Raw genomic sequence first — 25,582 nt, forward strand, 5'->3', positions numbered from 1 at the left:
CCGCCGCGGGCGGGGGGGGGGGGGGCGGCGGCGGGGGGGGGGGGGGCGGGGGCCGCGCCGCGGGGCGGGGGACGCGCGCGGGGGGGCCCGCGGGGCGGGCGCCCGGGGCGGGCGGCCAGGGGGCGCCCGCGCGGGGCGGGGGGGCGCGCGCGGGCGGGCGCGGGACGGGCGCCTGGTCGCGGGGCCGCGCCGGCGCGGCCGCGCCCGGGGGCGCGGCGTGGGCGGTCGGGGGCGGGCCCGTCCGCGGCCTTGGAGACGGCCGTCACTGCGGTCGCGGCCGAGCTGCGCGCCGGCCGATCACCCGGTGAGGCGTGGCACGCGGTCCTCGGCGTCGCCACCGAGCCCGACGGCACCCCGCGGGCGTCCGACGTGCTGGCGGCCCTGGCGGGATCACCGCCGCACCCCCGGAGGGGCCGCGAGGGCGTGCGCGCTCGCGCGCTGCTCGAGCGACGGGTCGCCGGAGTTCTCGCGGCCACCCGGCTCGCGGGGGCGGTCGGTGCGCCGCTCGCCGGGGTGCTCGACGGCTGCGCGCGCTCGCTGACCGCCGACGCCGAGGCGGAGACCGGCGTGCGTGCCGCGCTGGCGGGGCCCACCCAGACCACGACGCTGCTGACGTGGCTCCCCGCGGTGGGAATCGGCCTGGGTGCGCTGCTGGGGGCCGACCCGCTCGGTGCGCTGCTCGGCGGCGGCGTCGGGAGCGCGGCGGGCGTCGCCGGCGCTGCCTTGACCCTCGCCGGGCGCGCGTGGGTGCGCCGGATGGTCGCGGCGGCCCGGGACGCAGGGCTCGGTGGGGCGGGTGGCTGAGCCGCTGCTCGTGCTGCTCGTCGGCCTCGCCGTGCTCGTGGCACGTCCTGGGGCCCGCCGGCCCGCGGCCGCCGGGCGGCGGCCGCCTCGCACCGCTCTGCGGGAAGGGACGGGCGGCGGCGCCGGGGTGGACGGGGTGACCGTCCTGGAGCTCCTCGCCGTGGCGGTCGAGGCGGGGGCCAGCGTGCCCCACGCCCTCGCCTCGGTGGGCGCGGCGCTCGGCGGGCCCACCGGCGCGGATCTCGCGCGGGCGGGGTCGGCGCTCCTGCTCGGTGCGTCGTGGCCCGCCGCGTGGACGCACGCGCCCGACCTGGGCCGGCAGCTGGACGGGCTCGCGGCGTCGTGGACGACCGGCGCCGCCTGCGGGCCGATCCTGCGTGCGTCCGCTGCGGCGCACCGCCGGCGCCGCGAGCGTGCCGCGCAGGAGGCAGCGGGCCGCCTCGGGGTGCGCATCGTCCTGCCGCTCGGGCTGTGCTTCCTGCCCGCGTTCGTGCTGGCCGGGCTGGTGCCCGTGCTGCTCTCCCTGGCCGGGAGCCTGTTCGGCTGACGCGCGGTCGGGCTCCCGCGGGCGAGGGCCGGTGGCGGAGCGCCTCGCCGCAGCCGGGTCGCGCGATCCGCGCACGGGGCGCCCCCCGAGTCGTCCCCAGCGTCGGCGGGGACGCGTCGTCCCCAGACCGGACTGCGGGGCGCGACGGTGGACCGCCCCGGTGCGGGAGCGTCGAGCCGTCGGCCGGTGGGCGGTCGACGGCGACGGGAGGTGCGAGATGGTGAAGACCAGGAGCGGCGGGGGCGCGGTGCACGGCGCGGTGCGAGGCACGGCGCGCGGGTTGCGGCGGGCGGTCGCGCGGCGTGCCCGAGCGGTGCGCCGCGGCGTGACCGGGGCCGGCCGCGACGCCGGGATGGCGACGGCGGAGTACGCGATCGTCATGATCGCGGCCGTGGGGTTCGCGGGCCTGCTCGTGGTGATCCTGCGGAGCGCCGAGGTCCGTGAGGCGCTGACCTCGCTGGTGCGCAGCGCCCTGTCGGTGTGACGTGGAGCGGGCACGACGGCGGACAGCGCACCCGTGGGGAGCCCGGCGCGTGGCATCCCGCCCCGGACCGGCGGCGGGACCCCGCAGCCGGTGCCGGGCGGCCGCGACCGCCGATCGCGGCTCCGTGACCGCCGAGTTCGCCGTGCTGCTGCCCGTCGTCGCTCTGCTCGTCGCGGTCGTCCTGGGGCTGACGGCGGCCGCTGCGACCCAGCTCCGCTGCGCGGACGCCGCCCGGGCCGGTGCGCGGGCGGCCGCGCTGGGGGACGACGACGCAGCGGTGGCCGCCGTCGCGCGACGGGTCGCGGGGGACGGAGTCCGCGTCGCGGTCGGACGGGAGGACGGGTGGGTGGTGGTGTCCGTCGAGGGCGCGGTCGGCCCCACCCTCCCCGTGGTCGGCGGCCTGGTCGTGCAGGCGACGGCGACGGGGCGGGCGGAGCCGTGAGGACGGACGGCGGGGGCGACGGTCCCCCGCGTGCCGGAAGCCTCGGCGGCTCCGACCGCGGTTCGGGGTCCGTCCTCGTCGTCGTGCTCGTCGCGGTCGCGCTCGTGCTCGCGGCGGCGCTGGGGTGGCTCGCCGGTGCCCAGGCCGCGCGCGGGCGTGCGCAGACGGCCGCGGACCTCGGGGCGCTCGCGGCCGCCCAGCGGCTGCTCACCGGTCGCGGCGACGGGTGCGACGTCGCCGCGGACGTGGCGGCGCGCAACCGTGCGGTCCTCACGGCATGCGTCGACGAGGACGGCGGCGTGGTCCGCGTCGGCGCGGCGGTGGCGTTCCCGCTCGGTGACGCCACCGCCGTGGCGCGCGCCGGCCCGCGGGGGCCGGCGGGGGCCGGCGTCCGCTCGTCAGGTCGTGCCGGCGTGCTCGAGGACCGCGTCCAGCAGCCGCACGGCGGCGGCCTTCTCCAGCGGGTTGTTGCCGTTCCCGCACTTCGGGGACTGCACGCACGCGGGGCACCCGGTCCGGCACGGGCAGGTGGCGATCGCCTCCCGGGTGGCCCGCAGCCACGTGGCGCCGAGCGCGAACCCCCGCTCGGCGAACCCGGCGCCGCCCGGGTAGGCGTCGTGCACGAACACGGTCGCCTGCTCTGTGTCGACGTGCAGGGCCGTCGACACCCCTCCGAGGTCCCACCGGTCGCAGGTCGCGAGCAGCGGCAGGAGCCCGATAGAGGCGTGCTCGGCCGCGTGCAGGGCGCCCGGCGCGGTCTCGACGGTGATCCCGGCGCGTTCCAGCACCTCCGCCGGGGCCGTCCACCACACGGCGGTGGTCGGCAGGGTCCGCGCGGGCAGGTCGAGCAGCTCCGAGCCCAGCACCTCCATGCCGGGGATGCGCTTGCGCTGGAAGCTCAGCACCTGGGTCGTGACGTCGACCGCCCCGAACCCCCAGGTCACCGGCCCCCAGCGGCGCTCGGCGGTCGTGGACCGGATCTCCGTCGTGGTGACCCAGCGCGCCCACGTGCCGTAGTCGACGTCCCGCCGGTCGACGAGCGCGACGCCGTCCTCCAGGCGCAGCTCGTCGACCACGTACGTCGCTCCCTGGTGCACGTAGACCGCACCGGCGTGGACCGTGGAGTCGGCCGCCGCCGCGTCCACCGTCCCGAGCAGGCGGCCGGTCACCCCCTCGACCACCCGCACGGGGTCGCCGCCGGTGCCGCGCAGGTCCGTGAGCCGGGCCGCCTGCTCGGCGTGGGTCCAGTACCACCCCGACGGTCGCCGGCGCAGCGCCCCGCGCTCGACCAGCACGTCGAGCAGGTCACGCGTCCCGGGTCCGAACAGGTCGAGCTCCTCCGCACGGATCGGCGTCTCGGCGGCGGCCGCGCACAGGTGCGGCGCGAGCACGTACGGGTTGGTCGGGTCGAACACCGTCGCCTCGACGGGGGCGTCCAGCGCGGCCTCCGGGTGGTGCACCAGGAAGGTGTCGAGCGGGTCCTCCCGCGCCACGAGGACGACCAGCCCCTCCGCGCCCGCACGGCCGGCGCGGCCCGCCTGCTGCCACAAGGACACGCGCGTGCCCGGCCAGCCGGCGATGACCACGGCGTCCAGCCCGGAGATGTCGACGCCGAGCTCGAGGGCGTTCGTCGTCGCGAGCGCCCGCAGGCGTCCCGTCCGGATCGCCTCCTCCAGCGCGCGCCGCTCCTCGGGCAGGTACCCGCCCCGGTACGCGGCCACGGCGGACGCGAGCTCCGGGTCGACGTCGCGCAGGTGCTCCCGCGTGACGGTCGCGACGGACTCGGCGGCGCGGCGGGACCGGGTGAACGCCAGGGTGCGCGCACCGGCCGCGGTCAGGTCGGCGAGCAGGTCCGCGACCTCGGCGGTGGCCGAACGTCTCGGGCGGTCGGGGTCGTCCGCGACCAGGTCCTCGCCCGTGCCGCGCGGCCCGGAGCCCTCCCGCGCGGGGCCGACCGAGCCGGCGTCCGGGCCGGGCGCCGGTGCGGCCGTCCGAGCCGAGACGTCCGCGCCGTCGACCGCCGCCCCGGGGGAGTCCTCGGCGACCGCTCCGGGTGCGTCGCGGTCGACGTCCACCGGCGGCTCGTCGAGCGGCAGCGCCCAGGGGTCGTCCTCCGGCAGCAGCCCCGACCACGGCCCTGCGGCGGCCGGGACCTCGGCGGGCTGCCACAGCGCGACGGTCTTGCGGCCGGCCGGGGAGGCGTCGTCGGCGACCGACACGACCTCGTGGGGGGCGACGCCGATCAACCGTGCGGCGCTGGCCGCGGGCTCGGCGGTGGTCGCGGACGCGAGCAGGAACACCGGGTCGGCGCCGTAGGTGGCGGCGAGCCGTCGCAGCCGTCGCAGGACCGCCGCGACGTGCGCGCCGAACACCCCGCGGAACGCGTGGCACTCGTCGAGAACGACGTACCGGAGCGACCCGAGCAGCCGCGCCCACCGGCGGTGCTGCGGCAGCAGCGCGAAGTGCAGGAAGTCGGGGTTCGTGAGCACGACGTCCGCGTACTCCTGCACCCAGCGGCGCTCCTCCTGGGCGGTGTCGCCGTCGCAGGTGGAGACCCGGATGTCCCGGACGCGCGCCGCCGTCAGCAGCCGGTCGAGCGCGTGCAGCTGGTCCGCCGCGAGGGCCTTCGTCGGGCACAGGTACAGGACGGATCCCCGGCGTGCGACCGTCTCGATCCGCCCGGGGTCGAGCGTGCGGGCCGCCGCCTGAGCACGAACCGCGGACAGGGACGGGAGCCAGAACGCGAGGGACTTGCCCGAGCCGGTCGACGTGGACAGCACCGTGTGGTGTCCGGACCAGGCGGCGTCGGCGGCAGCTGCCTGGTGCTGCCACGGGCGCTCCACGCCCAGCGCGCGGTACCCGGAGACCAGGTCCGCGTCCGCCCAACCCGGCCAGTCGACGGGCACGCCCTCCCGCGCAGGCAGGTGGCGCACGTGGGTGAGCCGGTCGGCCCGGCGGCCCCCCGCGAGCAGGACGTCGAGCAGCTCACCGGTCCGGACCACGGCACCATCCTCGCCCCTGCGCGGGGGTGCGGCGCCCGGACGGCGCGCCACCCCGGACGCCCGTCACCCGCCGGGCACGCGGTGCCGCCCCTGGGGAGGCCCGTCGCGGCAGGATGGGACGGTGGCGACGCACATCGACCTGAACTGCGACCTCGGCGAGGGCTACGGCGCCTGGACCCTCGGCGAGCCCGGAACGGACGACGCCCTGCTGGAGGTCGTCACCAGCGCGAACGTCGCGTGCGGGTTCCACGCGGGCGACCCGGCGATCATGGCGGCCCGGTGCTCGACCGCCCTCGAGCGGGGCGTGGCCGTCGGTGCGCACGTCGGGTACCGCGACCTCGTCGGGTTCGGGCGCCGCCGGCTGGACGTCCCGCCGGACGTGCTGGCCGCCGAGGTGGCGTACCAGGTCGGCGCGCTCCAGGCCGTCGCGCGGACGGTCGGCGCCCGCGTCGGCTACGTGAAGCCGCACGGGGCCCTCTACAACCGGATCGTGCACGACGAGGAGCAGGCGCTCGCCGTGGTGACCGGTGTCGCGGGGGTCGATCCCCGGCTGGCGGTCGTGGGCCTGCCGGGGTCGGCCGTGCTCCGGCACGCGCGCGCGGCGGGGCTGCGCAGCGTGGCGGAGGCGTTCGTGGACCGGGGCTACCTCGCCGACGGGACGCTCGTGCCGCGCGGGCAGCCCGGTGCGCTGGTGACGGACCCCGCCGAGGCCGCGGCCCGCGCCGTGCGGATGGCGCGCGACGGGGCGGTCCGCAGCGTCGACGGCGGGGACGTCGCGGTGGAGGCGGAGTCCCTCTGCGTGCACTCCGACACCCCGGGAGCGCTGCCCCTTGCCCGCGCCGTCCGGGAGGCCCTGGTCGCCGCGGGTGTCGAGCTCCGGCCGGTCGCCGCGTGACGGGCGGACGTGTGACAGGCCCGCGCGCGGCAGGCGCGCGCCGATGACCGTCCGCGCGGTCCCGTACGGCGCAGAGGCGGTGCTGGTCGACCTGCCGGACCTCGCCGCCGTGCGGGCGCTGGACGACGCGCTGCGGGCGGAACCGCCCACCGGTGCGGTCGACGTCGTGCCCGCGGCCCGCACCGTGCTCGTGCGGTTCGGCTCCGCGTCGGCGGCGACCGCCGGGCTCGACGCGATCCTGTCGGCGGCGCGGCGGGTGCCCGGCGCCGTCCACGGCCCCGGCGACCCCGTACCCGGTGGCAGCCCCGCACCCGGTGGCAGCCCCGCACCCGGTGGCGCCCCCGCCGACGCCCGTGACGCCCGTCCCGGCCACGCGGCGAGCCCGACCGCCCGCCAGCCCCGACACCCCGCCAGCCCCGCCCACGCCGCGAGTCCCGCCCACCCCGCGACCGTGGTCCTGCCCGTCCGGTACGAGGGCGCGGACCTGGCCGAGGTCGCCCGGACGACCGGCCTGGACGAGGCCGAGGTGGTCCGCCGGCACGCTGCCGCCACGTACACCGTGGCGTTCGGCGGGTTCATGCCCGGCTTCGCGTACCTGACCGGCCTCGACCCGGCCCTGCGTGTCCCGCGCCGTTCGAGCCCGCGCGAGCGCGTCCCGGAGGGGTCCGTGGCGATCGCGGGCGAGTTCGCCGCGGTGTACCCGGGGGCGACGCCGGGCGGCTGGATGCTGCTGGGCACGTGCGACGTCCCCCTGTTCGACGTGCGACGGGAGCCGCCGGCGCTGCTGAGGCCCGGCACGCGGGTCCGGTTCGTGGCCGCGGCGACCGCCCCGGGCACCAGCACACCGTCCGCTCATGCAGCGGCGGTCGAACCGCCACCCGGGCCGACGACGCACGCGTCGGAAGGCGCTGACCGGGCGCCCCGAACCGGTCCCGCCCGGGCCAGGACCCTCGAGGTGCTCGACCCGGGCGTGCTCACCCTCGTGCAGGACCGGGGCCGGCCGGGCCTGGCCGCCGTGGGCGTCGGGCGCTCGGGAGCGGCGGACGCGGGCGCGGCACGGCTGGCGAACCGGCTGGTCGGGAACACCGCCGGCGCAGCGGTGCTCGAGGTGCTGCTCGGCGGCATCGAGCTCCGGTTCCCGCAGGGTGGCGTGATCGCGCTGGCGGGCGCGGAGGCGCCCGCCTGGGTGGACGGGAGCCCCGTCGCGCCGCACGCCGCCACGGCGGTCCTTCCGGGCGGGACCCTGCGGGCCGGGCAGGCGACCCGGGGCCTGCGCCTGTACGTCTCGGTGCGCGGCGGCGTCGACGTCCCGGCGGTCTTGGGGTCGCGGTCCGCCGACCAGCTGTCCGGCATCGGCCCCGGGCCGCTGCGCGCCGGTGACGTCCTGGCCATCGGCACCGAGGTGCAGGAGGCCGCTCAGCCGTGGGCGGACCCGCCGCGCACCTGGGCGCAGCCCGCGGTCCTGCGGGTGCTGCCCGGTCCGCGGCCGGACTGGTTCGAGCCGGAGGCGCTCGCGGCCCTGTGCGGGTCGGACTACGCCGTGACGCCGGCGGGCAACCGGGTGGCGGTGCGCCTGGACGGCCCGTCGGTGCGCCGGATCGACCGCGGGGAGCTGCCCTCCGAGCCGCTGGTCCCCGGTGCGGTCCAGGTCCCTCCCGACGGGCGCCCGGTGGTGTTCGGCGCCGACCACCCCGTGACGGGCGGCTATCCCGTGCTCGCCGTCCTGGACGCCGCGTCCCGCGACGTGGCCGCGCAGCTGCGACCGGGTGACCGGGTGGTCTTCCGGCCGGTCCCGGACCGTCCGGCCGGGCCGCGCACGGACACGTGAGGAGTCCCACGCGGACGCGGGCGCCCCGGTCTGTTTGAATGCACCCAGCGGAGGGAGCCCAGGTGGACGTGAGCGTGGCCAGCAGGACGGTCGACGGCAGGACCGTCGTCGACGTCACCGGCGAGATCGATGTCTACACCGCGCCCGCGCTGCGCGAGAAGCTGACCGCCCTGGTCGACGAGGGGCACGTGGACCTCGTGGTGAACCTCACCGAGGTGCGGTTCATGGACTCCACCGGGCTCGGCCTGCTGGTCGGCGTCCTGAAGCGGGTGCGCGGGCTCGACGGGCGGCTGCAGCTGGTCATCGACTCGGAGCGGCTGCTCAAGGTCTTCCGGATCACCGCGCTGACGCAGGTGTTCACCATCCGCGAGACCGTCGACGAGGCGCTCGCGGACCAGCCCGCGGGCTGAGCACAGCCCGGACGGGGACGTCACCCGGACGGAGCAACGCCGCCGCCGCGCCGTCACCCCGCGCGTCGACGCCCCGGTGAACGCACGGTGAAACGCAGCGCGACCCGTCACCCGCCCGGGCGGTCCCGGTCCCGGCGGCCTCCCGGCGTCCCGGACGATACGGGCGTGCCGAACGACGTCGACCTGCTGGTCCGCACCTCCCGCGCCGTGGGTGGCGTGCACCGCACGGTCGGGGAGATCGCCGTGCCGGTCGCGGTGGTCGACGCGGACGTGCCGATGAGCGAGGTGGAGGTGCTGTTCCGGTCGCCGCACCTGCCGTGCCTGGCGGTGCAGGACGCGCAGGACGGCCGGGTGGGGATGGTGTCCCGCGCGCGGTTCACCGACGCGCAGACCGGCCGCCTGGGGTACGGGCGGGCGGTGCTGGCCCGCCGGCCGGTCAGGGAGGTCGCCGACTGGTCGCCGCTGGTCGTGGAGGAGTCGACCGGCGTCGTGGAGTCCGCGACCCGGGCGATGGAGCGGTCGGGGGAGACGCGGTACGACGACGTCCTCGTGCGGTCCGGCACGTGGGGCGCGGTGGCGACGTCGGACCTGGTACGGGCGCTGGTGGCGGCGCTGTCCGACCGCAGCCTGCACGACCCGCTGACCGGGCTGCCGGGGCGGGAGCTCGTGCGGCACACCGCGCGCGAGTGGTCGCGGCTGGCGGCCGGGAGCGGGCGCCGGCTGCTCCTGGTGCAGGCCGACGTCGCGGGGTTCGGCCGGGTGAACGCGCGGTTCGGCCCGGCGTCGGCGGACGAGCTGCTGCGGGTGCTGGCGGCGCGCCTGGTGGCGGGGGCGCCCGAGGGCAGCCTGGTCGGCCGGACGGGCGGCGACGAGTTCATGGTGCTGGTGCTCCTGCGGGCGGTGGCGCCCGAGCACGCCGACGACCAGGTGGCGCAGGTGCTGGCCGCCGTGGAGCAGGCGCTCGCGCCCCGCGGGGCCGACGAGCCGGGCGTCCGGGTCAGCGCGGCGGTGTCCGCGGCGGGATCGGCGGACGTCGACGTGCTGGTCCAGGAGGCGCAGCGCGGGATGCTGCGGCGCAAGGCCGCGCCCACCCCGTAGCGCGGCCGGGAGGAACGTGCGGGGCGCGTCGCCGTCCGCCCCCCGGTCGCCCGGTTCTCTGACTACAGTGGCGTCCCTCACACGGCAACGGGGCCGGGTGTGTCGAGGGCGGCCGGGCAGGGTCGCGCTCGTGCCCGAGGAGGATGCATGGTCGAACTCGGAACGGCGAGCCTCGTGGTCGTCGCCGTCATCGCCGTCGTGGCGGTCGCCGCCCTGGTCGTGGCCGTGGTGCTGCGACGGCAGGTCCTCGCCACCGACGAGGGCTCCGCGTCGATGCGGGCCATCGCGACGGCGATCCAGGAGGGCGCGTCGGCGTACCTGTCGCGGCAGTTCCGGACGCTGGTGCTGTTCGCGGTCGTGGTGTTCGCCCTGCTGTTCCTGCTGCCGGGCGACGCGGGCGTGAAGGTCGGCCGCTCGGTGTTCTTCCTGGTGGGCGCCGGGTTCTCCGCGTCCATCGGCTACCTGGGCATGTGGCTGGCGACGCGGGCGAACGTGCGGGTGGCCGCGGCGGCGTCCCTCCCGGGCGGCCGGGCGGAGGGCGCGCGGATCGCGCTGCGCACCGGCGGGGTCGTCGGGATGTCGGTCGTCGGCCTCGGGCTGCTCGGCGCGGCGGTGGTGGTGCTGCTGTACCGGGGCGAGGCGCCGGCGGTGCTGGAGGGCTTCGGGTTCGGGGCGGCGCTGCTCGCGATGTTCATGCGGGTCGGCGGCGGCATCTTCACCAAGGCGGCGGACGTCGGCGCGGACCTGGTCGGCAAGGTCGAGCAGGGCATCCCGGAGGACGACCCGCGCAACGCCGCGACGATCGCGGACAACGTGGGGGACAACGTCGGCGACTGCGCGGGCATGGCGGCCGACCTGTTCGAGTCGTACGCGGTGACCCTGGTCGCGGCGCTGATCCTCGGCCGGGCGGCGTTCGGCGAGCAGGGGCTGGTGTTCCCGCTGATCGTCACGGCGATCGGCGCGGTGGTCGCCGCGCTCGGCGTGCTGGTGACGCGGGTGCGCGGGGACGAGAGCGGGCTGACGGCGATCAACCGCGGCTTCGCGATCGCCGCGGTGGCCGGTGCGGTGCTCGCGGGGGCGGCGGCGTTCGCGTACCTGCCGTCGTCGTTCGCGTCGCTCGCCGGGACGGCCGGGCTGCAGGACCACACCGGCGACCCGCGCATGGTGGCGGCGGCCGCCGTGGCGGTCGGGGTCGTGCTCGCGGGCCTGATCCTCTGGGTCACCGGCTACTTCACGGGCACGACGTCCAAGCCGACGATCCACGTCGCGCGCACCTCCCAGACCGGTGCGGCCACCGTGGTGCTGTCGGGCATCGGCGTGGGCTTCGAGTCCGCGGTGTACACGGCCGGGATCATCGCGGCCGCGATCTGCGGGGTGTTCCTGCTGGCCGGCGGGTCGATCGCGCTGTCTCTGTTCCTCGTCGCGCTGGCCGGCTGCGGGCTGCTGACGACGGTCGGCGTCATCGTCGCGATGGACACGTTCGGCCCGGTCAGCGACAACGCGCAGGGCATCGCGGAGATGTCGGGCGACGTCACGGAGGAGGGCGCGCAGATCCTCACCGACCTGGACGCCGTCGGGAACACCACGAAGGCCGTCACCAAGGGCATCGCCATCGCGACGGCCGTGCTCGCGGCCACGGCGCTGTTCGGCTCCTACGCCGACGCGGTGGCCGGGGCGATCGCCGACCTGCGCGTGACCGAGGTCCCGGGCGACATCGTGCTCGCGATGACGGACTACCAGGTGATCAGCCCCGTGACGCTCGTCGGGATCATCCTCGGCGGCGCGACGGTGTTCCTGTTCTCCGGGCTGGCGATCGACGCGGTCACCCGCGCGGCCGGCGCGATCGTGTTCGAGGTGCGCCGCCAGTTCCGCGAGCACCCCGGGATCATGACCGGCGCGGAGCGGCCCGAGTACGGCAAGGTCGTCGACATCTGCACCCGGGACTCCCTGCGGGAGCTCGCGACGCCCGGCCTGCTGGCGGCGGCCGCACCGGTCGCGGTCGGGTTCGGCCTGGGCATCGGCCCGCTCGCGGGGTTCCTCGCGGGAGCGATCGGCGCGGGCGTGCTCATGGCGGTGTTCCTCGCGAACTCCGGCGGCGCCTGGGACAACGCGAAGAAGCTGGTGGAGGACGGCCGCTACGGCGGCAAGGGCTCCGCGGCGCACGCGGCCGTCGTCATCGGCGACACCGTCGGCGACCCGTTCAAGGACACGGCGGGCCCGGCGATCAACCCGCTGATCAAGGTGATGAACCTGGTGGCGCTGCTGATCGCGCCCGCCGTGGTCACGGTGAGCATCGGCGACGACGCGAACCAGGCGCTGAGGCTGACGATCGCGGTCGCCGCCGCGCTCATCGCCTTCGGGGCGGTGGTCCTCTCCCGCCTCCGGGCGGCGCGGGTGGACGAGGAGGCGCGGCTCGAGCGTGAGGTGGGCGTCCGGGCCTGACGGGTGCGCCCGGGCGGTCGCGGCCCGCCTCGACGCCCGGGCGCGCGTCCGGCAGGCTGGAGGGCATGACCCCCTCGCTCCCGCGCCCCGCCGTCCGCCGCGTCCTGGCGGGCGTCGCGCTCGCCGCCCTCGTCGTGCCGCTCGCCGCCTGCTCCGGCGAGGACGAGGTCCAGGCGTTCTGCGACCAGGGCGAGGAGGCGATGGCGGAGGTCGACGCCGCCGGCTCGCTCGGCAACGACCCCGAGGGGTTCGCGCAGGCCATCTCGGACGCGCGCGACGGCTTCGAGTCGGTCGAGGCCCCCGAGGAGATCGCCGGGGACTGGGAGACGTTCACCCAGACGTTCGGCGACCTCGACGACGCGCTGGACGAGATCGACCCCACCGACCAGGAGGCGTTCACCGCGGCGCTGTCCGAGTTCGCCGAGCGGGCGAGCTCCGAGGAGCTGTCGACCGCCGGGGACAACCTCAGCACGTACATCACCGAGAACTGCGACGCCTGACCCGTGCGCCTGCACCTGATCCGGCACGGCCAGACCGGCTCGAACGTCCTCGCGGCCCTCGACACCGCGGCGCCCGGCGCACCCCTGACCGAGCAGGGCGTCCGCCAGGCGCGCGCCGTCGGCGCGGTGCTCGCCCAGGAGCCGCTGGACGCCGTCTACGCCTCGACGCTGGACCGCGCGCGGGCCACCGCCGCCGAGGTGGCCCGTCCGCACGGGCTGGACGTGCAGGTCCGCGAGGGGCTGCGCGAGATCCTCGCCGGCGACCTCGAGATGCGCACCGACCGCGGGTCCGTGGAGCAGTACCTCGGCACGATGGTGGCCTGGGCGACCGGGGACCTCGACGCGCGGATGCCGGGCGGCGAGTCCGGCCGGTCGACCCTCGAGCGGTTCGACGCCGTCGTGGCGGAGATCCTCTCCTCGGGGGCGCGGACGGCGGCCGCGGTCAGCCACGGGGCGATGATCCGGTTCTGGGCGATCACCCGGGCCGCGAACCTCGACCCGCGCACCGCCGGCGACCGCTGGCTCGACAACACGGGCGTCGTCACGCTGGAGCACGACGGCCGCGGGACGTGGTCCGCCGTCCGCTGGCAGGACGAGGCCGTCCCGCACCCGTCGCCCGCCGCCGGCGACGGCCCCGGCGGCGAGCCGCTGCCCGTCTGAGGGCGCCCGCCCGGATCGGGGAGGATGGCCGGGTGGAGACCACGCACCCGCTGACCGCCGGAGAGCCGGCCGCCGGACCGCCGACCGCCGACCCCGCTCTGGTCGAGGCCCTGCGGGCCGACCTGGCCGCCGCGGGCTTCACGGTCCCCGGCGTCGAGGACCTGCTCGGGCCGGTGGCCGCCGCCGCGCTGCACCGGGAGGAGGCGGTGCCCGCGCTGCTCGCGACGGCCGCGGCCGGACGCGACCCCCGGGCGGCGCTCGTCCGCGCGTTCGTGCTCGGCGTCCCCGTGCCGGCCGGGGACCTCGCCGCCGCGCTGCCCGCGCTCGGTGTCGCCGGCGCGGAGCGGCTGGGCCTCGTGGAGACGTCGGGAGCGGGCGCGGGCGACCAGGCCCGCGCGCGGGTGGACCTGCGGCCGTACGAGGCCGAGGACGGCGCGGGCACCGTGGACTGGTGGATCGCGTCCGACCTCGGCGAGCTCGCCACCGGGGGCCCGCTGCGCACCGACCACGTGCTCGGCGTCGGCGGCGCGTCGACGACCCTCGCGCAGGTCACCGTGCGCGAGCCGCGCGGCCGGACGCTCGACCTCGGCACGGGCTGCGGCATCCAGGCGCTGCACGCGTCCCGGCACAGCGGGGCGGTCGTCGGCACGGACATCTCCGGGCGCGCGCTGGCGTTCGCGCGGTTCAACGCGGTCCTCGCGGGCCTGCCCGCCGGGCAGCTCGACCTGCGGCTCGGGTCGATGCTGGAGCCCGTCGCGGGGGAGCGGTTCGACCTCGTGGTGAGCAACCCGCCGTTCGTCATCACCCCGCGGTCCGCCGAGGGCGTGCCGACCTACGAGTACCGGGACGGCGGCCGCACCGGCGACGCGATCGTGCAGGACCTGATCACGTCGGTCGGCGGCGTGCTCGCGCCCGGTGGCGTCGCGCAGCTGCTGGGCAACTGGGAGGTCCGGCGCGGGGAGTCGTGGGACGAGCGGGTCGGCGCCTGGCTCGACGCGTCCGGCCTCGACGGCTGGGTGGTGCAGCGCGAGCTCCAGGACCCCGCGCAGTACGCCGAGACCTGGATCCGCGACGGCGGCACCACCCCCGACCGGGACCCCGCCGCGTGGCAGGAGCGGTACGCGGCGTGGCTCGCGGACTTCGCGTCGCGGGACGTCGAGGCCGTCGGCTTCGGCATCGTGGTGCTGCGCCGGCCGGCCGACGACGGGTCGCTCCCGCGGCTGCGGCGGCTGGAGGAGGTCACCGGGACGGTCCGGCAGCCGCTCGGCCCGGCCGTCGGAGCGAGCCTGGCGGCGCACGACCTGCTGCGGCGGACCGACGACGCCGCGCTCGCGGCCCAGCGGCTGCGCGTCGCGCCCGACGTGACCGAGGAGCGCTACCTGCGCCCCGGCGACGCCGACCCCCAGGTGCTGCTGCTGCGGCAGGGCGGCGGGTTCGGGCGGACCGTCCAGGTCGGCACGGCGCTCGCGGGGTTCGTCGGCGCGTGCGACGGGGAGCTGGCGGTCGGGCAGATCGTCAACGCCCTCGGTGCGCTGCTCGGCGTCGGGGCGGAGGCGGTGGCGGCGGACGTGCTGCCCGAGGTCCGCGGCCTGCTCCAGGACGGCCTCCTGCTGCCCGCCTGACCTCGGGGCGCTCCGGTCCCCGAGAGGTCGGGACCGCCCGGAATCGGCACCGGAAACCGCACGTCTGCGCAGGTGGGACGCGGCATGATGGCTGCGGGCGGCGGTGCCGGCGGCCACGTGCCGGGCGCGCCGCCCCCGGGAGCTGACGCTCCCCCGGATCGACGCCCGGTCCGGTCCGCACCCCCCTGCGCGGACCGGCCCGGGCGTCTCCCGCCGACCGCCCCGCTACGCTCGCGCACCAGGGACGGGCCGCACCGGGCCCCGCGACGGCACGAGGAGCGCACCGATGACCACGACGGCACGACCCCACGCGGCGGTCCTCGGCGGCGGGGTCATGGGCGAGGCGCTCGTCACCGCGCTGCTCGCGGCAGGCTGGACGGCGGACGACGTCGACGTCACGGAGCGCAGCGCCGCCCGCGCGATGGAGCTGTCGAGCCGGTACGGCGTGCGCGCCGCCGACCCGAACGGCAAGGCGGCGAAGGGCGCCGGGCTGGTGCTCGTCGCCGTGAAGCCGCAGGTGGTGCCGTCGGTGCTGGAGGAGATCGCCCCGAAGCTGCGGCCCGGGACCCTCGTGGTGTCGGTCGCTGCCGGCGTCCCGATCGCCGTCTACGAGGCCGCGCTGCCGGAGGGCACGCCGGTCGTCCGGGTCATGCCGAACACCCCGGCGCTGGTCGGCAAGGGCGCGAGCGCGATCGCCGCCGGGGCGCACGCGACCGAGGAGCACCTGGCCCTGACCGAGCAGGCCCTGGCGGCGACCGGCCTGGTGGTGCGCGTGGCGGAGAAGGACCTGGACGCCGTCACGGCGATCTCCGGCTCCGGCCCGGCGTACGCGTTCTACCTGATCGACGCGATGGCGGAGGCGGGCGTCCTGCTGGGCCTGACCCGCGAGCTCGCGACCCGGCTGGCGGTCGCCACCGTCGAGGGGTCCGCGGCGCTCGCCGCCCGGACCGGCGACCACCCGGTCGTCCTGCGCGAGCGCGTGTCGTCGCCCGGCGGGACGACCGTCGCCGGCGTCGCGCAGCTGGACGCACACGGCGTGCGCGCGGGTGTGGTGGCCGCCGCCCGCGCGGCGTTCGACCGGTCGCGCGAGCTCGGTGCCGCCGCGCTGCCGACCCCGCCGGCGGCCTCGCCCGCCCCGGGCGCGGACCGGTAGGGCCTCCCGTGCCCGGCACGCCGACCGCCCGCCGACCGCCCGCGATGAGCGACGTCGCGGCGCTCGCGGGCGTGTCCCACCAGACGGTCTCGCGCGTGCTGAACGACCACCCGAGCGTCCGCCCGGAGACCCGCGAGCGGGTGCTGAGCGCCATCGCGGAGCTCGGCTACCGCCGCAACAGCGCCGCGCGGGCCCTCGTGACGCGCCGGTCGGGCGCGTTCGGCGTCGTGACCACCTCGTCCGCGCACCATGGCCCGACCAGCACGCTGCTGGGCCTGGAGAGCGCCGCCCGGGACGTCGGCTACTACGTGAGCGTCGCGGCGATCGACCGGTTCGACGCCGGCACGATGCGGGCCGCGCTCGACCACTTCCTCGACCAGGCCGTCGAGGGCATCGCGATCATCGCCCCGCAGGTGGACGTCGCGGAGGCGGTGGCCGCGTTCCCGGCGCCGGTCCCGGTCGTCACGGTGACCTCCGGCGAGGCCGTCACCGGCCCGGGGCGCGTCGTGGCCGTCGGGGTCGACCAGCGGGAGGGAGCGCGGGCGGCGACCCGGCACCTGGTCGACCTCGGGCACCGCGAGATCGTGCACCTGGCCGGTCCGCAGGACTGGTTCGACGCGCGGGAGCGGCTGGCCGGCTGGCGCGAGGCGTGCGCGGCGGCGGGGGTCGCCGCGCCGGAACCGGTGCGGGTCGACTGGTCCGCCGAGTCGGGCTACCGCGAGGGGCTGCGCCTGGTGGCCGAGGGGCTGCCGACCGCCGTGTTCGCGGCGAACGACCAGCTCGCGCTCGGGCTGCTCCGGGCGTTCTGGGAGCAGGGCGTGCGGGTCCCGCAGGACGTGTCGGTCGTCGGGTTCGACGACGAGGCCGGCGCCGCGTACTTCGTGCCGCCGCTGACGACCGTCCGGCAGGACTTCCCCGCGCTGGGCCGCTCGGCGATCGACGCGCTGGTGCGCGAGCTGGCCGGCGAGGACGTGCCCCGCACCCTCCTCCCGGCGACCCTGGTCCCGCGCGCCAGCGCGACCACCCCCATGACCCCGGACGCCCCTGGCCCGCCCCGCGAGCACCCGCGTCGAGTGGGCACCAGACGTCCCCTCGGCGGCGCGTGCGGCGACGTCTCGTGCCCTCTCGGCGCGGGGCCGTGCAGGTCAGGCGGATGTCGGCGTGCGCGGCTTTCCCCGGTGGACATGTGAGCGCTAACATCGACACGATGACTGGCGGCCGACCGGCCGCGGGCGGGATCGGGACGGCGGGCAGCGCAGCCCGGGCGAAGGAGCACACGCGATGGCGCAGGAGCGGCACGACGACGCCGGCACCCAGGACGACCGCACCCAGCACGACCGGGCCCGCGACGAGCGGGTCCGCGAGGCCCTCGCGGCGGGCACGACCTCGCTGGGCATCGAGCTGGGCTCGACCCGGATCAAGGCCTGCCTCATCGGCCCCGACCACGCGCCCGTCGCGACGGGGAGCCACGACTGGGAGAACCAGCTCGTCGACGGGGTGTGGACGTACTCACTGGACGCGGTCTGGGCGGGGCTGCAGGAGTCGGTGACGACGCTGCTGGACGACGCGGAGCGGCGCTACGGGGTCCGCCCGACGACGTTCGGCGCGCTGGGCGTCTCCGCGATGATGCACGGGTACCTGCCGTTCGACGAGGCCGGCGAGCTGCTGGTGCCGTTCCGGACGTGGCGCAACACCTCCACCGGACGCGCCGCCTCCGAGCTGACCGACAAGCTGGGCTTCAACATCCCGCTGCGCTGGTCGGTCGCCCACCTGTACCAGGCGATCCTCGACCACGAGCCGCACGTCCCGCGGATCGACTTCGTGACGACGCTGGCCGGCTACGTGCACTGGAGGCTCACCGGCCGCAAGGTCCTGGGCGTCGGCGACGCGTCGGGCATGTTCCCGATCGACCCGGCGACGCGGGGTTACGACCGCACGATGCTGGCCCAGGTCGACGAGATCGTCGCGACCCGCCGCCCCGGCCTGCGGCTCGAGGCCCTGCTGCCGGAGGTGCTGCCCGCGGGCGCCGAGGCCGGCCGGCTGACCGCGGAGGGCGCCGCGCTGCTGGACCCGACCGGGACCCTGCAGGCCGGCATCCCGCTGTGCCCGCCGGAGGGCGACGCGGGGACCGGCATGGTCGCCACCAACTCGGTCGCCCCGCGCACGGGCAACGTGAGCGCGGGGACGTCGATCTTCGCGATGGTCGTCCTGGAGCAGCCGCTGGCCCGCGTGCACCACGAGCTGGACGTGGTGACGACCCCGGCCGGCGACCTGGTCGCGATGGTGCACTGCAACAACGGCGCCAGCGAGCTCAACGCGTGGGCCGGCCTGTTCGGCGAGTTCGCGACGGGCCTGGGCCGCGACGCCGCGCCGGACGACGTCTTCGGTGCCCTGTTCCGCGCGGCGCTCGAGGGCGACGCGGACGGCGGAGGCCTGCTGGCCTACAACTACCTGTCGGGCGAGCCGATCACGGGGCTCGAGGAGGGCCGCCCGCTGGTCGTGCGGACCCCGGGCAGCCGGCTGACGCTCGCGAACTTCATGCGCACGCAGATCTACTCGGCGTTCGGCACGCTGAGCCTGGGCATGCAGGTGCTGGCGGGCGAGGGCGTCGAGATCGACGCGATGTTCGCGCACGGCGGCATGTTCAAGACCGCGGGGGTCGCCCAGCGGCTGCTCGCGGCGGCGATCGGCGCCCCGGTGGCGGTCGGCGAGACCGCGGCCGAGGGCGGCGCCTGGGGCATCGCGGTGCTGGCCGCCTACCTGGGCGCGGCCGGCGAGCAGGACCTGCCGACGTACCTGGCCGAGCGCGTCTTCGGCGACGCCGAGGTGGACGTCGTCACCCCGGACCCGGTGGACGAGGCGGGCTTCGCCGCGTTCCTGGCCCGGTACCGCGCCGGCCTGCCGGTCGAGCGCGCCGCGACCGAGTCCGTCTGATCCCGCCGAGGTCGGCAGCCGGTGGCCGAGATCGGCACCGCGGGCTGCCGACCTCGCCACCGGAGTGCCGACCTCGGCCTCCGTGCCCGATGCGAGAGCGAGGAACCACCTGATGACCCGATCCCTGGACGAGTACCCGCAGAGCGTGCGCGACGCCGTGACGCGGACGCGCGAGGTGGTGTCCGCGCTGCACGCCGAGCTGCCGCGCTGGGGGCTGATCGTGTGGACGGCCGGCAACGTGTCGCAGCGGGTGCAGGTCTCCCCGGACGGCCCGTCGGACGCGGACCTGTTCGTCATCAAGCCGTCCGGCGTCACCTACGACGAGCTGACCCCGGAGTCGATGGTCGTGTGCGACCTGGACGGCACGCTCGTCGAGGGCACCCGCTCGCCGTCGTCCGACACGGCCGCGCACGCCTACGTCTACCGGCACATGCCCGAGGTCGGCGGCGTCGTGCACACGCACTCGACGTACGCGACCGCCTGGGCGGCCCGCGCCGAGCCGGTGCCGTGCGTCCTGACGATGATGGCCGACGAGTTCGGCGGGGACATCCCGATCGGCCCGTTCGCGCTCATCGGCGACGACTCCATCGGCCGCGGCATCGTGGAGACGCTGCAGGGCTCCCGCAGCCCGGCCGTGCTCATGCAGAACCACGGCCCGTTCACCATCGGCACGGACGGCAAGGCCGCGGTCAAGGCCGCCGCGATGGTCGAGGAGGTCGCCCGCACGGTGCACATCTCCCGCCAGCTCGGGGACCCGCTGCCGATCCCGCAGGACAAGGTCGACTCGCTGTACGCCCGCTACCAGAACGTCTACGGCCAGGGCACCGCAGCCCCCGCCACGAGCACGAAGGAGAACGACGCATGACCAAGCCCTACGCCGACCGCGAGGTCTGGTTCCTCACCGGCAGCCAGGACCTGTACGGGGAGGACACCCTCCGCCAGGTCGCCGAGCAGTCGCAGGAGGTCGCGCGCCGGCTGGACGAGGCGTCCGACGTGCCGGTCCGCATCGTGTGGAAGCCGGTCCTCAAGGACTCCGCCTCGATCCGCCGCGCCGCGCTCGACGCGAACTCCGACGACCGGGTGCTGGGCGTCATCACGTGGATGCACACGTTCAGCCCGGCGAAGATGTGGATCGCGGGCCTGGACGCGCTGCGCAAGCCGCTGCTGCACCTGCACACGCAGGCCAACGTCGAGCTGCCGTGGGACAGCATCGACATGGACTTCATGAACCTCAACCAGGCCGCGCACGGCGACCGGGAGTACGCGTACATCGCGACCCGCCTGGGCGTCGCGCGCACCACGGTGGTCGGCCACGCGTCGAACCCGGCCGTCACGAAGCGGGTCGGCACGTGGGTGCGCGCCGCCGCGGGCTGGGCCGCCACGCACGAGCTGAAGCTGGCCCGGTTCGGCGACAACATGCGCAACGTCGCCGTCACCGAGGGCGACAAGACCGAGGCGGAGCTGCGGTTCGGCGTCTCGGTGAACACGTGGGGCGTGAACGACCTGGTCGCGGCCGTCGACGCGGTCGCGGACGCGGAGATCGACGCCGTCGTCGCCGAGTACGAGGACCTGTACGACGTCGTGCCCGAGCTGCGCCGCGGCGGCGACCGCCACGACTCGCTGCGGTACGCCGCGCGCCAGGAGGTCGCCCTGGAGACCCTGCTGGGCTCCCTGGGGGCGAAGGCCTTCACCACGAACTTCGAGGACCTGGGCGCCCTGCGCCAGCTCCCCGGCATCGCGGTGCAGCGCCTCATGTCGAAGGGCTACGGCTTCGGCGCCGAGGGCGACTGGAAGACCGCCGTCCTGGTGCGCGCGGCGAAGGTGATGGGGGAGGGTCTGCCCGGCGGCGCGTCGCTGATGGAGGACTACACCTACGACCTGACGCCGGGCGGCGAGAAGATCCTGGGCGCCCACATGCTCGAGGTCTGCCCGTCCCTGACGACGTCGACGCCGAAGGTGGAGATCCACCCGCTCGGCATCGGCGGCAAGGAGGACCCGGTCCGCATGGTGTTCGACGCGGACCCGGGCGAGGGCGTCGTCGTCTCGCTGGCCGACATGCGGGACCGGTTCCGCCTGACGGCCAACGTCGTGGACATCGTGCCCCCGACGCAGGAGCTGCCGAACCTGCCCGTGGCCCGCGCCGTGTGGGAGCCCCGCCCCGACTTCGCGACCTCCGCGGAGGCGTGGCTGACCGCCGGCGGCGCGCACCACACCGTCATGTCGACCGCGGCCGGCGTGGAGGCGTTCGAGATCTACGCCGACATCGCGGGCACCGAGCTCCTGGTGATCGACGAGCACACCACCCGTCGCGCGTTCCGCGACCAGGTGCGCTGGAACCAGGTCTACTACCGGCTCGCCCAGGGCTTCTGAGCCCGGACGCACTGCACGGCCCGTCCCCGGTCATCCCGGGGGCGGGCCGTTCGTCGTCCTCGGCGGGTGCCACCCGACCCGCCCTTGAGTTCGCCCGCCGAACCCAGCGAGCGGGTGAAGTCGCTCCGCCCGCTCCGGTGCGAGGGACCGCCAGGAGCGCCCAGATCAGCCGTGACCTGCGGATTCACCGGCCAGAGGCGGGGTCGTGGCGACCGTTATCCATCTGCAACCTGCGCCCCGAACCTTTGGCTTGACTTCTTGAACTCAACCCCGCGAGAGTATGCGCGTGCTCGCCGACGGCGAGGGGGCGATCCCTCCCGGCACGGCGATGGGCAGGACGGGCGACGACGCGAGTCGGGTCCGTGACGATGAGGTCAGCAACCCTCTCGAGGAGGAGAAGGACATGAAGAGCATCAGGTTCGTCGCACTCGGCGGCGCCCTCGCGCTCGGTCTGGCGGCGTGCTCCGGCGGCGGTGCCGGTTCGGGCGACGACGAGTCGGGCGCTGCGGCCGACCCCAGCGAGCTCACGATCGGCGTCGCGATGCCGACCGAGACCTCCGAGCGGTGGATCGCCGACGGCAACGCGGTCAAGTCGCAGCTCGAGGACGCGGGCTACACGGTCGACCTGCAGTACGCCGCGGACGACATCCCGACGCAGTCGCAGCAGATCGACCAGATGATCACGAAGGGCGCCGACCTCCTGATCGTCGCCTCCATCGACGGCACCGCGCTGGCCAACCAGCTGCAGGCCGCGGCGGACGCGGGCATCCCGGTCATCGCCTACGACCGTCTGATCAACGGCACCGAGAACGTCGACTTCTACGTCACGTTCGACAACTACAACGTGGGCGTGCAGCAGGCGACGTCGCTGCTGGTGGGCCTCGGCCTGCTCAACGCGGACGGCTCCGAGGGCACCGCCACCGGCCCGTTCAACATCGAGCTGTTCGCCGGCTCGCTGGACGACAACAACGCGCACTTCTTCTACCAGGGCGCGATGGACACGCTGCAGCCGTACATCGACGAGGGCACCCTCGTCGTGAAGTCCGGCCAGACGGACATCGAGCAGGTCGCCACGCTGCGCTGGCTGCAGGAGACCGCCCAGAAGCGCATGGAGGACCTCCTGACGTCGTCCTACTCGGACGGCGCCAAGGTCAACGGCGTGCTGTCGCCCTACGACGGCATCTCCCGCGGCATCATCACCGCGCTCCAGAACGCGGGCTACGGCGCCACCATCGACGCCGGCATGCCGATCGTGACCGGCCAGGACGCCGAGATCGCCTCCGTCAAGCTCATCCAGGACGGCACGCAGTTCTCGACGATCTTCAAGGACACCCGCAAGCTCGCGGAGCAGGCCGTCACGTCGGCCGAGTCCTTCCTGGAGGGCGAGGAGCCCGAGGCGAACGACACCGAGTCGTACGACAACGGCGTCAAGGTCGTCCCGTCGTTCCTCCTGGAGTCGGACATCGTCTACGCCGACAACATCCAGTCCCTGCTCATCGACTCCGGCTACTGGACCGAGGAGCAGGTCGCGAGCGGCCAGGCCTGATCGCCTGACGCGCTGACCGCGCAACCACCGTGGACCGGCCGGCACCTCGCGTGCCGGCCGGTCCCGCGGCGGACACCAGCCCGACGAACGAGGACGGTCGAGGCCGCATGAGCGACCACATCCTGGAAATGCACTCCATCACCAAGACCTTTCCCGGGGTCAAGGCTCTGCAGGACGTCAACCTGAACGTCAAGCGGGGAGAGATCCACGCGATCTGCGGGGAGAACGGGGCCGGCAAGTCCACCCTCATGAAGGTGCTGTCGGGCGTCTACCCGCACGGCACCTACGAGGGTGAGATCCGCTTCGACGGGGAGACGGTCGAGTTCAGCTCGATCAACGACTCCGAGGACAAGGGGATCGTGATCATCCACCAGGAGCTCGCGCTGGTGCCCTACCTGTCCGTCGCGGAGAACATCTTCCTGGGCAACGAGCGCGCGTCGCACGGCCTCGTGGACTGGAACCGGTCGAACTCCGAGGCCGCCGTGCTGCTGGCGCGGGTCGGTCTGGACGAGAACCCGACCACCCCGATCGGCACCCTCGGCGTCGGCAAGCAGCAGCTCGTGGAGATCGCCAAGGCGCTCTCCAAGAAGGTGAAGCTGCTGATCCTGGACGAGCCGACGGCCGCCCTGAACGACTCGGACTCCGAGCACCTGCTGAACCTGCTCCGGCACCTCAAGGGCCAGGGCATCACCTCGATCATGATCTCGCACAAGCTCAACGAGATCGCCGAGATCGCCGACTCCACCACGATCATCCGTGACGGCAAGACGATCGAGACGCTCGACATGGTCGAGGACAAGGTCACGCAGGACCGGATCATCAAGGGCATGGTCGGCCGCGACCTCGAGCACCGGTACCCGGAGCACGTCTCGCACGTCGGCGAGGAGGTGTTCCGTGTCGAGGACTGGCACGTCGAGCACCCCACGCAGCCGGGCCGCGTCGTCGTCGACGGCGCCTCGTTCGACGTCCGCGCCGGTGAGATCGTCGGTATCGCCGGCCTCATGGGCGCCGGCCGCACGGAGCTGGCGATGAGCATCTTCGGCCGCTCCTACGGCCGGAACATCTCGGGCAAGGTCTTCCTGCACGGCAAGGAGATCCAGACCCGCTCGGTGACCGAGGCCATCAACCACGGCCTCGCGTACGCCACGGAGGACCGCAAGACCTACGGCCTGAACCTCATCGAGGACATCCGCCGGAACATCTCCGCCGCGGGCCTGCGCAAGCTGTCGAAGGCCGGCTGGGTCAACGGCAACGAGGAGATCAAGGTCGCCGAGGAGTACCGGCGGTCCATGAACATCAAGTCGCCGACCGTCATGGCCCTCACCGGCAAGCTGTCCGGCGGCAACCAGCAGAAGGTCGTCCTGTCCAAGTGGATCTACACCGACCCTGAGGTGCTGATCCTGGACGAGCCGACGCGCGGCATCGACGTCGGTGCGAAGTACGAGATCTACACGATCATCAACAAGCTCGCTGACGCGGGGAAGGCCGTCGTGGTCATCTCCTCCGAGCTGCCCGAGCTCCTGGGCATCTGCGACCGGATCTACACGCTCGCGTTCGGCCGGATCACCGGCGTGCAGGAGCGTGCGGTCGCCACCCCGGAGAGCCTCATGGAGCTCATGACGAAGGAAAAGGAATCGGTTCGATGACGGCTGTGGCAGGCCTGCGGGACATCTTCACGAAGAACCTGCGGACGAGTGGTATCTACATCGCGTTCGTCGCGATCATCGCGCTGTTCGCGATCCTGACGGACGGCGTGCTGCTCGCCCCGGGCAACCTCACCAACATCGTCCTGCAGTACTCGTACATCCTGATCCTCGCCATCGGCATGGTGATCGTGATCATCGGCGGGCACATCGACCTCTCGGTCGGGTCCGTCGTGGCGCTCACCGGCGCGGTGTCCGCGATCCTCGTGATCAAGAACGGCCAGCCGTGGTGGGTCGGCATCCTCGCCGCCCTCGTGGTCGGCCTGCTGGTCGGCGCGTGGCAGGGCTTCTGGGTCGCGTACGTCGGCATCCCGGCGTTCATCGTGACGCTGGCGGGCATGCTGCTGTTCCGCGGCCTCACCTACGAGGTGCTGGACAACATCTCGCTGTCGCCGTTCCCGCAGACCTACCAGGGCGTCGCGGGCGGCTTCCTGAACGGCCTGTTCGGCGGCGACGGGTACGACGCCTTCACCCTCGTGATCGCCGCCATCGGCATCGCGGGCTACGCGTTCTCGTCCTACCGCTCCCGCATGGGCCGCGTGCGCTACCAGCAGTCCGTCGAGGCGATGCCGCTCTTCGTCCTGAAGATCGTCCTCATCGCCGCGGTCGTCATGGCCTTCGCCTGGCAGCTGGCGCACTCCCGCGGTCTGCCGATCGTGCTGATCATCCTCGCGGTCCTGATCCTGGCCTACAACACCGTGACGACCCGGACGGTCTTCGGCCGCCACGTCTACGCGATCGGTGGCAACCTGTCGGCCGCGCAGCTGTCCGGCGTGAAGGTCAAGCAGGTCAACTTCTGGATCTTCGTCAACATGGGCTTCCTGGCCGGTGTCGCGGGCGCGATCTACTCGTCCCGCTCCAACGGTGCCCAGCCGGGCGCCGGCAACATGTTCGAGCTCGACGCCATCGCCGCCTGCTTCATCGGTGGCGCGTCGACGACCGGTGGTGTGGGCCGCGTGACCGGCGCCATGGTCGGTGGTCTGATCATGGCCGTCATGTCCAACGGCATGCAGCTCATGGGCGTCCCGCAGTCGACGCAGCAGATCGTCAAGGGCCTCGTGCTCCTGCTGGCCGTCGCGTTCGACATCTACAACAAGCGCCGCGCCGGCGGCCGCTGACCGCACGCGCACGACGGCCGAGGG

Annotated in this window: 21 protein-coding genes and 1 pseudogene; 21 read left to right on the plus strand and 1 reads right to left on the minus strand. The window is 75.4% G+C overall.

The window, feature by feature from the left end:
* Positions 1-249: 249 nt before the first annotated feature.
* The 5 genes and pseudogenes from QNH85_RS09330 to QNH85_RS09350 form a co-directional block, all read left to right on the plus strand.
* Positions 250-804: a type II secretion protein F gene (locus QNH85_RS09330; protein WP_282946005.1), complete on the plus strand. Its 555-nt coding sequence runs from the start codon at positions 250-252 to the stop codon at positions 802-804.
* Positions 797-1,351, plus strand: coding sequence for a type II secretion system F family protein (locus QNH85_RS09335; RefSeq protein ID WP_282946007.1), 555 nt, complete (start codon positions 797-799; stop codon positions 1,349-1,351). Before QNH85_RS09330 ends, QNH85_RS09335 begins: the two co-directional genes overlap by 8 nt.
* Positions 1,352-1,676: 325 nt before the next feature.
* Entirely contained in the window at positions 1,677-1,835 is a 159-nt protein-coding gene (locus QNH85_RS09340) for a DUF4244 domain-containing protein (protein ID WP_282946009.1), read from the plus strand.
* Between the two features lie 124 nt (positions 1,836-1,959).
* Positions 1,960-2,277 (plus strand): TadE family type IV pilus minor pilin, encoded by a 318-nt coding sequence (locus tag QNH85_RS09345; protein WP_282946011.1) that lies wholly within the window; start codon positions 1,960-1,962, stop codon positions 2,275-2,277.
* Positions 2,274-2,633 (plus strand): annotated as a pseudogene (locus tag QNH85_RS09350) (Rv3654c family TadE-like protein); the annotation flags it as partial. The gene QNH85_RS09345 and the pseudogene QNH85_RS09350, both read left to right, overlap by 4 nt.
* 42 nt (positions 2,634-2,675) lie before the next feature.
* On the opposite strand, the gene QNH85_RS09355 reads toward QNH85_RS09350, so the two are convergent.
* Entirely contained in the window at positions 2,676-5,279 is a 2,604-nt protein-coding gene (locus tag QNH85_RS09355; protein ID WP_282946013.1) for a DEAD/DEAH box helicase, read from the minus strand.
* A 121-nt stretch (positions 5,280-5,400) separates the two neighbouring features.
* Between QNH85_RS09355 and QNH85_RS09360 the strand changes: the two genes are divergently transcribed.
* The 16 genes from QNH85_RS09360 (at position 5,401) to mmsB (ending at position 25,558) form a co-directional block, all read left to right on the plus strand.
* Entirely contained in the window at positions 5,401-6,174 is a 774-nt protein-coding gene (locus QNH85_RS09360; protein WP_282946015.1) for a LamB/YcsF family protein, read from the plus strand.
* 43 nt (positions 6,175-6,217) lie between these two features.
* Positions 6,218-8,002: a 5-oxoprolinase subunit B/C family protein gene (locus QNH85_RS09365; protein ID WP_282946016.1), complete on the plus strand. Its 1,785-nt coding sequence runs from the start codon at positions 6,218-6,220 to the stop codon at positions 8,000-8,002.
* A gap of 74 nt (positions 8,003-8,076) precedes the next feature.
* Positions 8,077-8,412 (plus strand): STAS domain-containing protein, encoded by a 336-nt coding sequence (locus QNH85_RS09370; RefSeq protein WP_428830387.1) that lies wholly within the window; start codon positions 8,077-8,079, stop codon positions 8,410-8,412.
* A gap of 165 nt (positions 8,413-8,577) precedes the next feature.
* A complete protein-coding gene (locus QNH85_RS09375; protein WP_282946018.1) occupies positions 8,578-9,510 on the plus strand; it encodes a sensor domain-containing diguanylate cyclase in 933 nt (310 codons plus the stop codon).
* 147 nt (positions 9,511-9,657) lie between these two features.
* On the plus strand, positions 9,658-11,952 hold the full coding sequence (locus QNH85_RS09380) for a sodium-translocating pyrophosphatase (RefSeq protein ID WP_282946020.1): 2,295 nt from the start codon (positions 9,658-9,660) through the stop codon (positions 11,950-11,952).
* A 65-nt stretch (positions 11,953-12,017) separates the two neighbouring features.
* Positions 12,018-12,452, plus strand: a complete 435-nt coding sequence (locus QNH85_RS09385; RefSeq protein WP_282946021.1) for a hypothetical protein — start codon at positions 12,018-12,020, stop codon at positions 12,450-12,452.
* A gap of 3 nt (positions 12,453-12,455) precedes the next feature.
* The gene (locus tag QNH85_RS09390) at positions 12,456-13,112 is read left to right on the plus strand and encodes a histidine phosphatase family protein (RefSeq protein WP_282946022.1); all 657 of its coding nucleotides are present in this window, start codon (positions 12,456-12,458) and stop codon (positions 13,110-13,112) included.
* A 32-nt stretch (positions 13,113-13,144) separates the two neighbouring features.
* Positions 13,145-14,734, plus strand: coding sequence for a DUF7059 domain-containing protein (locus QNH85_RS09395; RefSeq protein WP_282946024.1), 1,590 nt, complete (start codon positions 13,145-13,147; stop codon positions 14,732-14,734).
* Positions 14,735-15,020: 286 nt separating this feature from the next.
* Positions 15,021-15,887, plus strand: coding sequence for a pyrroline-5-carboxylate reductase (gene proC / locus QNH85_RS09400; protein WP_282946026.1), 867 nt, complete (start codon positions 15,021-15,023; stop codon positions 15,885-15,887).
* A gap of 8 nt (positions 15,888-15,895) precedes the next feature.
* Positions 15,896-17,077, plus strand: a complete 1,182-nt coding sequence (locus QNH85_RS09405; protein WP_282946027.1) for a LacI family DNA-binding transcriptional regulator — start codon at positions 15,896-15,898, stop codon at positions 17,075-17,077.
* Between the two features lie 91 nt (positions 17,078-17,168).
* Positions 17,169-18,821, plus strand: coding sequence for a xylulokinase (locus QNH85_RS09410; RefSeq protein WP_282946028.1), 1,653 nt, complete (start codon positions 17,169-17,171; stop codon positions 18,819-18,821).
* Between the two features lie 112 nt (positions 18,822-18,933).
* Complete coding sequence (locus QNH85_RS09415) at positions 18,934-19,686, plus strand: L-ribulose-5-phosphate 4-epimerase (RefSeq protein WP_282946029.1); 753 nt, start codon at positions 18,934-18,936, stop codon at positions 19,684-19,686.
* Positions 19,683-21,191 (plus strand): L-arabinose isomerase, encoded by a 1,509-nt coding sequence (gene araA, locus QNH85_RS09420; protein WP_282946030.1) that lies wholly within the window; start codon positions 19,683-19,685, stop codon positions 21,189-21,191. Before QNH85_RS09415 ends, araA begins: the two co-directional genes overlap by 4 nt.
* A 403-nt stretch (positions 21,192-21,594) precedes the next feature.
* Positions 21,595-22,737, plus strand: coding sequence for a multiple monosaccharide ABC transporter substrate-binding protein (chvE, locus tag QNH85_RS09425; protein ID WP_282946031.1), 1,143 nt, complete (start codon positions 21,595-21,597; stop codon positions 22,735-22,737).
* Positions 22,738-22,844: 107 nt separating this feature from the next.
* Positions 22,845-24,383, plus strand: coding sequence for a multiple monosaccharide ABC transporter ATP-binding protein (gene mmsA, locus QNH85_RS09430; protein ID WP_282946032.1), 1,539 nt, complete (start codon positions 22,845-22,847; stop codon positions 24,381-24,383).
* Positions 24,380-25,558 carry a multiple monosaccharide ABC transporter permease gene (gene mmsB / locus QNH85_RS09435; RefSeq protein ID WP_282946033.1) on the plus strand — a complete coding sequence of 393 codons (1,179 nt, stop codon included), beginning with the start codon at positions 24,380-24,382 and terminating at the stop codon, positions 25,556-25,558. Before mmsA ends, mmsB begins: the two co-directional genes overlap by 4 nt.
* The last annotated feature ends 24 nt before the right edge of the window (positions 25,559-25,582 follow it).

This window comes from Cellulomonas endometrii (genome assembly GCF_949769265.1).
Taxonomy (GTDB): domain Bacteria; phylum Actinomycetota; class Actinomycetes; order Actinomycetales; family Cellulomonadaceae; genus Cellulomonas; species Cellulomonas endometrii.

Excerpts from the sequence above, each read along its gene's own strand:
- QNH85_RS09365 (WP_282946016.1), top strand. The coding sequence starts at position 6,218 with ATGACCGTCCGCGCGGTCCCGTACGGCGCAGAGGCGGTGCTGGTCGAC.
- QNH85_RS09380 (WP_282946020.1), top strand. The coding sequence starts at position 9,658 with ATGGTCGAACTCGGAACGGCGAGCCTCGTGGTCGTCGCCGTCATCGCC.
- QNH85_RS09385 (WP_282946021.1), top strand. The coding sequence starts at position 12,018 with ATGACCCCCTCGCTCCCGCGCCCCGCCGTCCGCCGCGTCCTGGCGGGC.
- proC (WP_282946026.1), top strand. The coding sequence starts at position 15,021 with ATGACCACGACGGCACGACCCCACGCGGCGGTCCTCGGCGGCGGGGTC.
- QNH85_RS09410 (WP_282946028.1), top strand. The coding sequence starts at position 17,169 with ATGGCGCAGGAGCGGCACGACGACGCCGGCACCCAGGACGACCGCACC.
- QNH85_RS09415 (WP_282946029.1), top strand. The coding sequence starts at position 18,934 with ATGACCCGATCCCTGGACGAGTACCCGCAGAGCGTGCGCGACGCCGTG.
- araA (WP_282946030.1), top strand. The coding sequence starts at position 19,683 with ATGACCAAGCCCTACGCCGACCGCGAGGTCTGGTTCCTCACCGGCAGC.
- chvE (WP_282946031.1), top strand. The coding sequence starts at position 21,595 with ATGAAGAGCATCAGGTTCGTCGCACTCGGCGGCGCCCTCGCGCTCGGT.
- mmsA (WP_282946032.1), top strand. The coding sequence starts at position 22,845 with ATGAGCGACCACATCCTGGAAATGCACTCCATCACCAAGACCTTTCCC.
- mmsB (WP_282946033.1), top strand. The coding sequence starts at position 24,380 with ATGACGGCTGTGGCAGGCCTGCGGGACATCTTCACGAAGAACCTGCGG.